This window comes from Streptomyces inusitatus (assembly GCF_014651115.1).
Lineage (GTDB): Bacteria > Actinomycetota > Actinomycetes > Streptomycetales > Streptomycetaceae > Streptomyces > Streptomyces amakusaensis.
This window is the reverse complement of record NZ_BMWG01000002.1, coordinates 470,917-483,048: the sequence shown is the minus strand read 5'-3', so window position 1 is coordinate 483,048 and position 12,132 is coordinate 470,917. Positions and strand designations below refer to the sequence as shown.

The 12,132-nt window shown below is 73.0% G+C and carries 13 protein-coding genes; 4 read left to right on the top strand and 9 right to left on the bottom strand.

Features of this window, described 5'->3' with window-relative positions; all coding sequences use genetic code 11:
• Positions 1–116 precede the first annotated feature (116 nt).
• The 3 genes from glnII to IE247_RS06020 form a co-directional block, all read right to left on the bottom strand.
• The gene (gene glnII, locus IE247_RS06030) at positions 117–1,145 is read right to left on the bottom strand and encodes a glutamine synthetase (protein ID WP_190121822.1); all 1,029 of its coding nucleotides are present in this window, start codon (positions 1,143–1,145) and stop codon (positions 117–119) included.
• A 143-nt stretch (positions 1,146–1,288) separates the two neighbouring features.
• Positions 1,289–2,491 (bottom strand): ARPP-2 domain-containing protein, encoded by a 1,203-nt coding sequence (locus tag IE247_RS06025; protein ID WP_190121821.1) that lies wholly within the window; start codon positions 2,489–2,491, stop codon positions 1,289–1,291.
• Entirely contained in the window at positions 2,488–4,008 is a 1,521-nt protein-coding gene (locus IE247_RS06020) for a hypothetical protein (protein ID WP_190121820.1), read from the bottom strand. The genes IE247_RS06025 and IE247_RS06020 overlap by 4 nt, the downstream gene beginning before the upstream one ends.
• Before the next feature lie 196 nt (positions 4,009–4,204).
• On the opposite strand from IE247_RS06020, the gene IE247_RS06015 reads away from it, so the two are divergent.
• Complete coding sequence (locus IE247_RS06015) at positions 4,205–5,113, top strand: Gfo/Idh/MocA family protein (RefSeq protein ID WP_190121819.1); 909 nt, start codon at positions 4,205–4,207, stop codon at positions 5,111–5,113.
• A 15-nt stretch (positions 5,114–5,128) separates the two neighbouring features.
• Positions 5,129–5,998 (top strand): DUF2207 domain-containing protein, encoded by an 870-nt coding sequence (locus IE247_RS06010; protein WP_190121818.1) that lies wholly within the window; start codon positions 5,129–5,131, stop codon positions 5,996–5,998.
• On the opposite strand, the gene IE247_RS06005 is transcribed toward IE247_RS06010, so the two are convergent.
• Both IE247_RS06005 and pdxR read right to left on the bottom strand, forming a co-directional pair.
• Positions 5,995–6,315 carry a hypothetical protein gene (locus IE247_RS06005; protein ID WP_190121817.1) on the bottom strand — a complete coding sequence of 107 codons (321 nt, stop codon included), beginning with the start codon at positions 6,313–6,315 and terminating at the stop codon, positions 5,995–5,997. The two genes, IE247_RS06010 and IE247_RS06005, sit on opposite strands and share 4 nt — an antisense overlap.
• A gap of 133 nt (positions 6,316–6,448) precedes the next feature.
• Positions 6,449–7,870, bottom strand: a complete 1,422-nt coding sequence (gene pdxR, locus IE247_RS06000) for a MocR-like pyridoxine biosynthesis transcription factor PdxR (RefSeq protein WP_190121816.1) — start codon at positions 7,868–7,870, stop codon at positions 6,449–6,451.
• A 47-nt stretch (positions 7,871–7,917) separates the two neighbouring features.
• Here pdxR and IE247_RS05995 point away from each other — a divergent pair, with 47 nt between their 5' ends.
• Positions 7,918–8,400 carry a carboxymuconolactone decarboxylase family protein gene (locus tag IE247_RS05995; RefSeq protein ID WP_190121815.1) on the top strand — a complete coding sequence of 161 codons (483 nt, stop codon included), beginning with the start codon at positions 7,918–7,920 and terminating at the stop codon, positions 8,398–8,400.
• Between the two features lie 38 nt (positions 8,401–8,438).
• Here the strand turns inward: IE247_RS05995 and IE247_RS05990 are convergent, their stop codons facing one another.
• The gene (locus IE247_RS05990; protein WP_190121814.1) at positions 8,439–8,804 is read right to left on the bottom strand and encodes an arsenate reductase family protein; all 366 of its coding nucleotides are present in this window, start codon (positions 8,802–8,804) and stop codon (positions 8,439–8,441) included.
• Positions 8,805–8,943: 139 nt separating this feature from the next.
• Between IE247_RS05990 and IE247_RS05985 the strand changes: the two genes are divergently transcribed.
• Positions 8,944–9,273: a hypothetical protein gene (locus tag IE247_RS05985; RefSeq protein ID WP_229868697.1), complete on the top strand. Its 330-nt coding sequence runs from the start codon at positions 8,944–8,946 to the stop codon at positions 9,271–9,273.
• 79 nt (positions 9,274–9,352) lie between these two features.
• Here IE247_RS05985 and IE247_RS05980 read toward each other — a convergent pair whose 3' ends face one another.
• From IE247_RS05980 to hemC, 3 genes are all read right to left on the bottom strand, one after another.
• A complete protein-coding gene (locus tag IE247_RS05980) occupies positions 9,353–10,210 on the bottom strand; it encodes an MOSC domain-containing protein (RefSeq protein WP_229868695.1) in 858 nt (285 codons plus the stop codon).
• Complete coding sequence (locus IE247_RS05975) at positions 10,197–10,790, bottom strand: GNAT family N-acetyltransferase (protein ID WP_190121813.1); 594 nt, start codon at positions 10,788–10,790, stop codon at positions 10,197–10,199. The genes IE247_RS05980 and IE247_RS05975 overlap by 14 nt, the downstream gene beginning before the upstream one ends.
• Positions 10,791–10,875: 85 nt before the next feature.
• Entirely contained in the window at positions 10,876–11,811 is a 936-nt protein-coding gene (gene hemC / locus IE247_RS05970) for a hydroxymethylbilane synthase (RefSeq protein WP_190121812.1), read from the bottom strand.
• Positions 11,812–12,132: the final 321 nt, after the last annotated feature.

Genomic DNA, 12,132 nt, shown 5'->3' with positions numbered 1-12,132 from the left:
CCCCCCCCCCCCCCTCCGTGCACCCCCCCCCCAAAAGGGGGCCGGGGCGCCTCCGGGCCGCGGGGGGGGGGGCCCCCGGGGGCCCCGGCGAACGCCCCCTCGGGACTGATGCGAGGTCAGCTCCGGCCGGCCTTCTCCAGCGCGGAGCAGCAGGTGTCCACCATCAGACGGGTCACCACATACGGGTCGACGTTGGCGTTGGGGCGGCGGTCCTCGATATAACCCTTGCCGTCCTTCTCGACCTGCCACGGGATGCGCACCGACGCGCCCCGGTCCGAGACGCCGTAGCTGTACTCGTTCCACGGAGCCGTCTCGTGCTGCCCGGTGAGCCGGTCGTCGATGCCCGCGCCGTAGTTCTTGACGTGGTCCAGCGGCTTGGAGCCCTCGCCGAGCGACTCGCAGGCGGTGATGATCGCCTCGTACCCCTCGGGGCCCTCGCGCATCACCTTGGTGGAGAAGTTGGTGTGCGCGCCCGCGCCGTTCCAGTCGCCCTTCACCGGCTTCGGGTCGAGCGTCGCCGACACCCCGAAGTCCTCGGCGGTGCGGTAGAGCAGCCAGCGCGCGATCCACAGCTGGTCCGAGACCTCGACCGGCGGCAGCGGGCCGACCTGGAACTCCCACTGGCCGGGCATGACCTCGGCGTTGATGCCGGAGATCCCGAGCCCCGCCTTGAGACAGTTGTCCAGGTGCGCCTCCACCACGTCACGGCCGTGGATCTCGTCCACGCCGACGCCGCAGTAGTAGCCGCCCTGCGGCGCGGGGAAGCCGCCGACCGGGAAGCCGAGCGGACGGTCGCCGTCGAAGAAGGTGTACTCCTGCTCGATGCCGAAGATCGGCTCCTGCGAGGCGAACCGCTGACCGGCCTCGGTCAGCTCCGCCCGGGTGTTCGACGGGTGCGGGGTCATGTCCGTGTTGAGGACCTCGCACAGCACCAGCAGGTCCGAGCCGCCGCGAATCGGGTCGGGGCAGGAGAAGACCGGCAGCAGCACACAGTCGGACGCGTCGCCCTGGGCCTGGTTGGTGCTGGAACCGTCGAAGCCCCAGAGGGGCAGCTCCGCTCCGTCGGCGAGGATCTTCGTCTTGGAACGAAGCTTGGCGGTCGGCGCGGTGCCGTCGATCCAGATGTACTCAGCCTTGAAGGTCACGGGGCCTCATCCTCTTACGGTCTTGCGGGTGCAGCGGTATGCGATGAAGCTTCGCAATACACCATTTCCCGTCCGTTGCCCGATTGTGAACCCCGTGTTACGCGGTACGGGAAGGGCCTGTGGGACGCCCCACACTGCCACGGCTACCCGCCACCGCCCCCGCCGCCGCGCCGGGGCGCCCGCTCCGCCCCCTCCCGCACCAGCGCCTCGAACCCCGCGTCCCGGATCCGCCGCACCAGCTCCGCCCGGCCGTCGCCGAGCGTCGCCGAAGCCCGGTCGAGATCCCAGTCGTGGGCGCTCAGCACACTCAGCAGATACCCCCGCCGGATCTGCGCGTCCGACAGCCGGAACGTCTTCAGATACGCCGTACGCCCCCGGTGATCCGTGATCACCTCGCCGATGTGCTGCTCCCGCTCCCCGCGCCGGAACGACGGCAGGAACCGCCACAGCGTGAACCCCTCCATCGCGTACACCCGCTCGAAGAGATACGAGGGATCCAGCAGCCGCGCCGCCATCAGCGCGTCATGCCCCTCGGCCCACTCCCGCTCCGCCGCGCGCGCCGCCGCCCGCAGACCGTCCAGCGTCCGCACCCCCCGCCCGTCGCCGAGACGGACGGTGAACTCGGGCACCGGCCCGCCGAAGAACGCGTACTGATGGATCACCTCCCCGTACAGATCCTCGATCAGCGTCGCGTGCAGCGCCCGGTAGTCCTCCGGATGCGGCACCACGAAGGCCGCGGCGAGCGAGTCCGCCGCGTACAGCAGCACCCCGCACTGCCCCGGATGGATCTCGAAGACCCGCAGCGCCTCATCGAGCCCGGGCACCCGCCATCCCCCGTACGCCGCCTCCGCGCGCGGCGGGAGCCCCTGCCGCAGCGCCTCGGCCGACCACTCGTCCCAGGCCGTGGACGGGCCGCCGAAGTGCAGCGACAGATAGCCCTCCAGCGCCAGATGCTGCGGCAGGAACCGCAGCCGCCGCTCGGCCGCCCCCCGGGCGCGGAGGCGCTTGGCCAGCCGGTGATGGGCGCGCAGCGGTACGCACGGCGGCGCCGCGCCGCCCAGCCGGGTCCCGTACACCGCGGACTCCGCACCGCCGCCCTTCGCCCGCCGGTCCGCCGATCCGTCCGCCAGTCCCTCCGCCGACCAGTCCGCCACAAAACCGTGCGGAACATAGGAGACATAGCGCTGACCCGGCCGCGTCTCCACCTCCGCGTACTCACTCCCGTACACCTCCCGGCGCAGCCGCAGCCCCTCCACCGGCGTCCCGCGCACCAGCGGGACCAGCCGGATCCCGCCCCACACCTGCGAGGGCAGCACCGAAAGCCCGCTCAGATCGAGCTTGTTCACCGCGACCCCTCCCGATCCCGATCCCGATCCCCACCCTGGCGGCGGCGCGCCGCCACGAACCGCTCGACACGGCGGTCCAGATACGACTGAAGCTCGGCGAGCCCGGTACGGCCCTCCGCGAACTGCGCGATCTCCACCAGGGCCGGGAGATCCTCCGCGTCCCGGACCCCCGCCGTCGGCACGCTCGGCGCGAGCCGCCGGACGTCGAGACCGTCCGCGTCGTACACCGGATTCAGATGGACGACACTGGTGCGCCGCGCCGGATCGAGCCGGGTGCGCCAGACCCGCAGCACCTCGCCCGCGAGCCCCGGCGGCGCGTTGTCCCAGCCGTCCGAGACGATCACCAGCCGCTCCGGCGGACCCTCCAGCGCGTCGAGTATCCGCGCCCCGACCGGGCTCGCGCCCCACGGCCGCACCAGCAGCGCGTCCGCACGGCCCGAGGTCCAGTGCGCGCGATACGAACCGGCCAGCGCCGCCAGCAGATAGTGCGCGCCCAGCGCGACCGCCAGCGGACGCCTGCGCTTCACCCCCGAGCCGTACGACGAGTAGCTGTCGTCCAGCACCGCCGCGACCTCGCCCCAGCTCCCCGCGTGCGGCCCCGCCGCACGCAGCGCCGAGGCCCGCAGCGCGCCCGTCAGCTCCTCGCGACGCCGTGAGCGCTCGTCGAGGGAGAGCGAGAGGACGTAGAGCGCGAGCCGGGTCAACGGCATCGAGGCGAGATCGGCCCGGGGGGCGGAGGCGACTGCGGAGGTCGCGGCCTGGGTGCGCAGCCGCTCCAGCCGCGTCATCCGGGGCGCGATCCGCTCCAGGAACACCTCGCGCGCCACCCCGTGCCGGGCGGCGAAGCCCTCGGCGACCGTGAACGGCAGCTCGTAGACCGCGCCCTGCTCGTAGTGGGCGCGGCGGTGCGCCTCCAGCAGCGGATGCGCGTAGCGGGTGCGCTTCTTCGGCTCGAAGAGGAAGTCGCCCAGCTCCTTCGCCCCTTCGGCGGGCCCGGGCGGCAGATGGGTGTGCCGGACGGCCGTCCGCAGCCCCTCGCGGTACTTCACCGCGTCCAGCCCGAGATCCGGCCGCGCCGCCAGCCACTCCCGCTGGATCGCCCGGGTGCGCCGGTTGTTGACCTTCGCCGCGCGCAAGGCCCGGAACAGCCGGTACACCCGCTGCGGCGGCAGCACCGCCAGCCGGGCGGCGATCAGCTCGCCCTCCCGGCGCTTCTGCTCGGCGTCCACCTCGCCCGAGGTGCGCAGCAGCCGCTGGATGATCAGGGCCGCGTTGTGGTCGTTGATGTCGAGGGCGAGGGCCGCCGCGTACACCGGGCGATAGTTGACCTGGACGTACTCATGGAGAAAGGCCAGCGAGAGCTGTTGCCCGGCCGCGTCGGAGCGGAACTCGCGCTGTCCGGTGGCGGTCACCGCCGCGTTCACGAAGATCAGTACGTCTTCGGCGGCGACCAGGTCGGCGAGGCTCTCGGCGACGGGATCGGCGACGACCTCGGCGGCTTCGGCGGACTTGCCCACGGTTCTCCCCCTCGGGCGGGCAGCAGGAAGCCGGCCGGGGAATGGGGGCGCGAACGGCGAAATCATGGCTTTACAGAGCGAGTCTCGGAAGTCGCGCCGGAGTCCCGCGGCCGGCCCCGGAAACGTAACACCCGTGCGTGGGTCGCTCCTCCGATTTTCGCCCGGCGGACGGGGCGGGACGGGCACACTGAGCCCCATGCACAATCCCGTGAAGATGTTGCGTTGTGGACTTTTCGGCGCCGGTCATTGGGCGAGGCAGACCCATGCGCCCGCACTCGCCGCCCATGGCGGAGTGGACTTCGTCGGGGTGTGGGCGAGACGGCCCGAGGCCGCCGCCGCGCTCGCCCGGGACCATGGGACGGCCGCGTACTCGGGCGACGAGGGCATCGACGCGCTCCTCGCGGAGTGCGACGCCGCCGCCTTCGCCCTGCCCCCGGACGTACAGGCCCCGCTCGCGGTCCGGGCCGCCGACGCGGGCCGTCAGCTGCTGCTGGACAAACCGGTCGCCACGACGGTGGCCGCGGCCCGCGAGACCGCCGAGGCGGCACGGCGGGCCAAGGTGGCCTCGGTGGTCTTCTGCACCCTGCGCTTCGCCCCCGACACCGAACTGTGGATCAACGAACAGGCCTCCGTCGGCGGCTGGTTCACCGCCCACGCCCGATGGCTCGGCGCGCGCCACGCCCCCGGCTCGGCCGACGGCCGCCACCCCCGCTCGCCCTGGCGGAGCGAGAAGGGCGGCCTCTGGGACGTCGGACCCCACGCCCTGTCCGTACTCATCCCCGTACTCGGCGACGTCACCGAGGTGAACGCCCTGCGCGGCCCGGCGGACAGCGTCCATCTCGTCCTCCGCCACTCCTCCGGCGCCTCCAGCACCTCCACCCTCGGCCTCGGCGCGCCGCCGAACGCGGCGGGCGCGGGCGTCGAACTCGTCGGCGAGCACGGCAGAACCGCGATGCCCCGCTGGAACGACGCCATCACCGCCTACCGCGCCGCCGTCGACGAACTCCGCTCCTCCATGACCACCGGCCGCCCGCACGGCTGCGACGCTTGGTTCGGCCTCCGCCTCACCGAGATCCTGGCGGAGGCGGAGTCCAGACTGAACTGAGACGAGGGGGAATCGATGGGGTGGATGACCGGCGAGGCGCGCTTCGCGCTCTGGTGGCTGCTGGGATTCGCGGCGGTCAACGCGGCGCTGGGCTGCTGGTGCCTGATCCGGGGGTGGACCGACCGCGCGACCATCCGGCGCGTCAAACGCGAGGGCATCGGGCCCGTGGAGGCGTCCTGGCAGGCGGGCGGCGAGCGGACTGCCGCACGGACGGCCGTGGGCCTCCTCGCCCTGCGGGGAGCCGTCGACATCTCCGACGCGGGCGTGATCACGGCCGTGCCCGGCGCTCCCGAACCGTCCGACCCGGTCCTGTCCGCGCTCTTCGAAGGCATCCGCCGCCGGAGCGCCACAAAAAGGACCCGGCTGTACGAGATCCTCGACGCGGACACGGACGACTTTGCACCGTATCGGAGCCGACTCGCCGACCGCGTCCCGGCCGTGCGCCACCACGCCGAACCCGGCCGGGCCGTCGTGGCCCTCGCCGCGTGCGTCATCGGCTTCGGCATCAGCGCGCACGGCCTCGCCGCCGGGGTGCGCCTCCCCTCCCCGTTCCTGGGCGGGGACCCCGCGCTGTGGGTCCTGGTGTGGTGGCCCCTCTGGGGCCTGCTCGCGCTCGCCGCGGCGGCATGGCCCGACGAGGGCGCCCGGCGCTGGCGGCGCTTCAACCGGTACTGCCGGCGGGTGGCCGACGCCGCGCTGGAGGGACTTCCGGACCGGACCCGCCGTGCGCTGAGCAAGGGGGTGTCCCGGCGAGCCCCTCGTCCTCGGCGCGAGCTGAGACCGTCCCGGTCGAAGCGTGACGCTCCGAACCACGGTGGGGGGAACGGCTGGTCCGACGACACCGGTACGCACTCGTGCGGGGGCGGCTGCGGCGGCGGCGACTAGGGCCTGTCTTCGCCGGACGCCTTGACGAGGTCGTTCGCGGCGACGAGCCCGAGCCCCGGCGCGGCCTCGCGCAGCACCTTGACCGCGCGTACATGGTCATGGACCGGATCGGCCTCCGCGTCGCGCAGGGTCCGCCGTACCCATTCCCCCGTCCGCTGCTCGTCCGTCAGCGCCCGGTGGCGTTCGACGATCCGCAGCGCCTCCTGGAGCCCGGCCCGCGATGACGGGTCGGCCGTCTCCAGCGCGGTGACGAGGTCCGCGTGGACGTCGTCGGCGTCGTGGAGGAGCACGAAGGGAAGGGTGCGCTTGAACGCCATGGGGTGATGGGTCCTTTCTTCGGCGGTGCGATGAAAACATCGTATTCGCCGCCTTGGCGCACTCGGCCGCGACGGTCTCGTACGCCGCCCGTACGCCCGCGTTCCCCTTCACGCCCTGCTTCACGCCCCTGCTTCACGCCCCCGCGAGGCTCTCCTCGGCCGGGGGCAGCGCCCGGCACAGGGCGTCCAGCGCGCCGGGGTAGTCGCGTTCGGGCGGGGTGGCGTAGCCGACGACGAGCCCGTCCCGGCGGCCCGCCGGGGCGAGGGGGTGGCGGTACTCGTCCAGCCCCTCGACCGCCAGCCCCTGCCAGGCCGCGGCCTTCACCACCGCTCGCTCGCTCCCCGGCGGCAGCTCCAGCACGGCGTGCAGCCCGGCCGCGACCCCGCCCACCCGGACCTGTGGAGCGCGCTCGGCGAGCACCTCCACCAGCCGGTCGCGGCGGCGGCGGTGCCGCTGACGCATCCGCCGCACATGGCGGTCGTATTCGCCCGAGGCGATGAAGTCCGCGAGGGTGAGCTGCTCGGTGGCGCTCGACCACTGCTCCCGCTCCCCCTTCGCCGCCGCGATGTCGTCCACCAGCGCGTCCGGGAGCACCATCCAGCCGATCCGGAGCGTGGGGGAGAGGCTCTTGCTCACCGACCCCAGCAGCGCCACCCGCTCCGGATCCAGCGACTGGACGGCCCCCACCGGCTGCCGGTCGTACCGCAGCTCCCCGTCGTAGTCGTCCTCCACCACCAGCCCGCCCGTGGCCCGCGCCCAGTCCACGACGGCGGCCCGCCGGCCGGACCCCAGCGGACCGCCGGTGGGGAACTGGTGCGCCGGAGTGAGCAGTACGGCACGCTCCCGGCCGAGCCCGGACACATCGGCCCCCTCCGCGTCGACCGCGAGCGGCGCGGTCTCCACCCCCGCCCCGGTCAGCAGCCCCCGGTGGAAGGGCAGTCCGTACGCCTCCACGCCCCACCGCCCGCCGACCGTCCGTGCCAGCAGCCGCAGCCCGTGCGCCACCCCCGAACAGAGCACGATCCGCTCCGGATCGGTCCGCACCCCGCGCGCCCGCGCCAGATACCCGGCGAGCGCCTCGCGCAGCTCCGCCCGCCCGCGCGGATCACCGGGCCCGAACGCGTCGTTCGGCGCCGCGTTCAGCGCCCGCCGCGCCGAGGCGATCCAGGCGGTACGGGGGAAGGCCGCCGGGTCGGGTTTCCCCTGCACCAGGTCGTACACCGGCTTGCCGACCCGGTCGGGGGTGGTCCGCACCCGGACCGGAGCGACGGGCTCGGCGCGTGCGGCGACCCGGGTGCCCGAGCCCTGGCGGGCGGTCAGCCAGCCTTCGGCGACCAGCTCGGCGTAGGCGTCGGCGACCGTGTTGCGCGCGACGCCCAGATCGGCGGCGAGCGAGCGGTAGGGCGGCAGCCGGGTCCCGGGGGCCAGCCGGCCGCCGCGTACCGCCTCGCGCAGCGCCCGCATCAGAACCGCCCGCCGACTGCCCGGACCCGACAGCTCCAGATGGAGATCCGCCCCCAGGACCTCCGCCGAATTGACCCAAGAATCTTCCATGGAAATGCACCCTACGACCGGTCGCCCGTGATCCTAGATTGGTACCCATGACGACGACACGGAACCCCGCCACCCCCTCTCCCGCCGCCCGCATCGACTTCGCGCGTCAGGCCCCCAAGGTCTTCCGCGCGGTGATCGGCCTGGACGCCGCCGCCCGCGAGGGCCTGGACCCGACCCTCGTGGAGCTGGTCCAGATCCGCTCCTCGCAGCTCAACCACTGCGCGTACTGCCTGCACATGCACACCGGCGACGCCCGCAAGGCGGGGGAGAGCGAGGAACGCCTGCACATGACGGGCGTCTGGCGCGAGGCCAGGCACTTCTTCACCGAGCGGGAGCAGGCGGCACTGGCCCTCACCGAGGCGGTCACCCTCATCGCCGACGGCGGCGTCCCGGACGCGGTCTACGCGGCGGCGGCGGCCCACTTCGACGAGCGGGAGCTGGCCCAGCTCCTGGCCCTGATCATCACCATCAACACCTGGAACCGGATCGCGCTCGCGACCGGCAAGGTCGCGGGCACCGACGAGCGCTGAGCCCGGTGAGCCCGGTCGGGGCGGTCGGCGCGGTCGGACTACGGGACGCGGCCGAGGGCGTCCCGTACCGCCTCCGGTGTGCGCGCCACCACCGCCGTGCCGTCCTCCGCCGTGATGATCGGCCGCTGGATCAGCTTCGGATGCCGCGCCAGCGCCGCGATCCACCGCTCGCGCGCGGCAGGCTCCCGCGCCCACTCCTTCAGCCCCAGCTCCTTCGCCACGGGTTCCTGGGTACGGGTGATCTCCCACGGTTCGAGCCCGAGCCGCTCCAGTACGCCGCGGATCTCCTCCTCGCTCGGCACGTCCTCCAGATAGCGCCGCACGGTGTACCGGGCGCCCTCCGCGTCGAGCAGTTCGAGCGCGCCCCGGCACTTGGAACAGGCGGGATTGATCCAGATCTCCATGCCGCCACGGTACCGCCCCGAAGCCCATAAACACCGTCTGGCCAGGGCCGATTGTCAGTGCCTGGAAGTAGAATGGGGGGTAGTTCGGGAGGGTCCCGCCACCGTGCCTGGAGGTTTGCCGATGGCCGTAACCAGAGTCATGACGAAGCCGACTGAACCGACCACGACGACCACGACGACCACCACCGTGCGCACCACCCGGACGGTGCGCACCACCCGCGCCGCGGCCGGGTGCGCGCCCCTCGCCAAGAAGCCGCTTCCGGCCGGACGGCCGCGCGAGTGGTATGTGACGCACAACCGCAGGCTGAAGGCGATGCGCCTGGCGATCGCCCTGCTCGACTCGGGGATCCACCCCCCGGCGACGGCGGACAACCGGCGGATCCGCGAGACCGCCGACCTGATCGGAGTGCACCCGCCGTCCGACGCCACCTGCCGGATGGTGCGGGCGCTGATCCGCTACGGCCGCTGATTCCTTATCCGTACTCCCGCACGACAGCCGCTGCCCGCCCCGGTGTCCCGGGGCGGCAGCGGCTGTCGTGGAAACCCCTTCAGACGGGCTGTTCGGCTGCCCAGGTCACCCGTACGGCATCGCCCACCGAGAGGACGCCGTGCCGCAGGACGGCGGCCTTCATCCCGAAGCTCACCTTGTTCTCGTACTCCGGCTCCCGCCGGTAGGTGGCGAGCGTCCGGATCGGCTCCGGCCCCGAGCGCACCCCGGTGACCTGGTCGACCATCGGCACCGCGCATCGCATCGCCCGTACCGAGTAGGCGAATTCGGCGGTGCCGATCCCCAGCCCGCGCATCCGGTCCTCGTCGTGCGGCTCGGCGCAGCCGTCGAGCACGATGTTCGGCCGGAACCGGTTCATCGGCACCGGCCGGCCGCCTCCGGCCGTGATCCGGGCGTTCAGATCGTCCAGCGAGCGCCGGGAGGCGATCAGCAGGGCGTGCGCATCGGCGAAACCGACCTTGCCGGGCGTCTCGCCCCAGCCGTCCCGATCGAAGCCGGGCGGCACCCGTACCAGCCGGGACCGCTTCCCGAGCACCTCCGAGAACCACTCGGCCGCCATGTCCCCCTGGTCCGGCACCTCACCGACGGGCCGCCCGAACAGGGTCACCGCCCGCCGCTCGGCATCCGGTTCGACCTCCACCACGACGCTCTCCACCCCGTCGGCGGACAGCCGCAGCCGGGCCCCGCCGTCGAGCACCTCGGGCCGCACGGCCGCCAGCGCGGGCAGCGTCCGCTGACTGCGGAAGGAGCCGTCCTCGGCGTCCACCGCCATGAAGACACGGTCGTGCAGCAGGCCCATCTCCCCGACGGAGGCCGAGTCCACCTCCGTACCGGCGCAGCCCTTCACCGGGTAATAGATCAGCTCTCGTACTGTGATTGCGGGGTCAGAGGCGGGCACGGAGACGCTCCTTCACGGGCGGCCATTCTTCGGCGAGGATCGAGAAGTACACCGAGTCCCGCCAGCTTCCGTCCGGCCGCCGCCGATGCCTGCGCAGCACTCCCTCGCGCCGCGCGCCGAGCCGGGCGATGGCCGCCTGCGAGCGCTCATTGAGATGATCGGTCTTCAGCTGCACCCGGCCCATGCCCAGTTCCTCGAACGCGTGCGTCAGCAGGAGCAGCTTCGTCTCCGAATTGACCGCGGTACGCCAGTACTCCCGGCCGTACCAGGTCCAGCCGATCTCCAGCCGCTCATGCGCCGCGTCGACGTCCAGGAAGGTTGTCCAGCCGACGGCCCGGCCGCTCGCCAGATGCACCACGGCGAACGGGACGTACGTCCCCCGCTCGGCCTCGGCGAGCACCCCGTCCAGCCTCTCGCCCAACTCCTCCCGCGTGCGCGGAGTCGGCCCGCCCTGCCAGCGCCAGATCTCGTCGTCCCCGCCGCCGGCGTCGAAGAGATCGGGCAGATGGGCCCTGGTGAGCGGTTCCAGACGGACATGGCGACCGGTGAGGACGGTCACGGAGGGAGGTGTCGCGGGCATGCGGCAAACGCTAGCCGCTACCTGCACTAGCTGCAAACATTTTTCACACTAATACAAAGCCGATCCGCCTCCGTGCCTCCGTGCCTCAGTGGTCGATTCCGTCGATCAGCTCCCGCGCCCCCTGCCGCAGCAGCGCCACCGCCACCGACGTCCCGAGCGTCGCCGGATCGAGCGGCCCCGCCCACTCGTGCGCGTTCAGCACCCGCTTGCCGTCCGGCGTGAAGACCTTCGCCCGCAGCGACAGATCCCCACCGCTCTCGGCCCGCGCGTACCCCGCGATCGGCGAATTGCAGTGCCCCTGGAGCACATGCAGAAACATCCGCTCCGCCGTCGCCTCCCGATACGCCGCCCGGTCACCGAGCCCGCTCACCACATCGATCGTCGCCTCGTCCCCCTCCCGGCACTGGAGCGCCAGAATCCCCGCCCCGATCGGCGGGCACATCACCTCCGGCGAGAGCACCTCACTGATCACATCCGTACGCCCGATCCGCTCCAGCCCCGCCACCGCCAACAGCAGCGCGTCCGCCTCCCCCGCCGCCAGCTTCTCCAGCCGCCGATTCGCGTTCCCCCGCATCGGCACACACTCCAGCCCCGGATGCGACGCCGCCAACTGCGCCACCCTCCGCACCGACGACGTCCCGATCCGCGTCCCGTCCGGCAGCTCGTCCAGCGTCAGCCCCCCACCGTGCACCAGCGCGTCCCTGACGTCGTCCCTCTCCAAAAACGCCGCGAACACCGTCCCCGCCGGCAACGGCCGATCCGCCGGCACATCCTTCACACAGTGCACCGCCACATCCGCCTCCCCCGCCAACAACGCCGCATCCACCTCCTTGGTGAACGCCCCCTTACCCCCCAACCTCCCCAAATCCCCCATCCACCGATCCCCCGACGTCGTCACCGGCACCACCTCCGTCCGCACCCCCGGCCGACACCTCCCCAACTCGGCCCGCACCCGCTCGACTTGCGCGAGCGCCATGGGAGAGGAACGGGACACGATCCGAATCAGCTCAGGCTCAGACATGCCGCACACCCTAGGGGTTCCGCGGCCCCCATCGACTCATTCCAGCGGCACCCGGGTGACGGGCGCGCCGCTCACTCCCCGTCGGCGACCATCGAGGGAAAGACGGCCCGTCCACTGCCTGTGCCGACGACAGGCTCCCCCCGCGCCGCCGCGGCGTGGGCCTGTCAGGCGTTCTCGTACTCCTGATCGGTCATGCGCACATTCTGTGCCATGGACGGAAACGGTCGGCGGGGCCCGCCTGCCGGGGGAGGGAGGGGGGGGGGGGGGCGGGGGGGAGGCCGGGGGGGGGGGGGGGGGGCGCGCGCCCCGCGCGGGGGGTGG

Coding starts and splice junctions, on each gene's coding strand:
- IE247_RS05985 (WP_229868697.1), top strand. CDS start 8,944: ATGACGAAGCCGACTGAACCGACCACGACGACCACGACGACCACCACC.
- IE247_RS06010 (WP_190121818.1), top strand. CDS start 5,129: ATGGGGTGGATGACCGGCGAGGCGCGCTTCGCGCTCTGGTGGCTGCTG.
- IE247_RS06005 (WP_190121817.1), bottom strand. CDS start 6,315: ATGGCGTTCAAGCGCACCCTTCCCTTCGTGCTCCTCCACGACGCCGAC.
- hemC (WP_190121812.1), bottom strand. CDS start 11,811: ATGTCTGAGCCTGAGCTGATTCGGATCGTGTCCCGTTCCTCTCCCATG.
- IE247_RS06015 (WP_190121819.1), top strand. CDS start 4,205: ATGCACAATCCCGTGAAGATGTTGCGTTGTGGACTTTTCGGCGCCGGT.
- IE247_RS05995 (WP_190121815.1), top strand. CDS start 7,918: ATGACGACGACACGGAACCCCGCCACCCCCTCTCCCGCCGCCCGCATC.
- pdxR (WP_190121816.1), bottom strand. CDS start 7,870: ATGGAAGATTCTTGGGTCAATTCGGCGGAGGTCCTGGGGGCGGATCTC.
- IE247_RS05990 (WP_190121814.1), bottom strand. CDS start 8,804: ATGGAGATCTGGATCAATCCCGCCTGTTCCAAGTGCCGGGGCGCGCTC.
- IE247_RS05975 (WP_190121813.1), bottom strand. CDS start 10,790: ATGCCCGCGACACCTCCCTCCGTGACCGTCCTCACCGGTCGCCATGTC.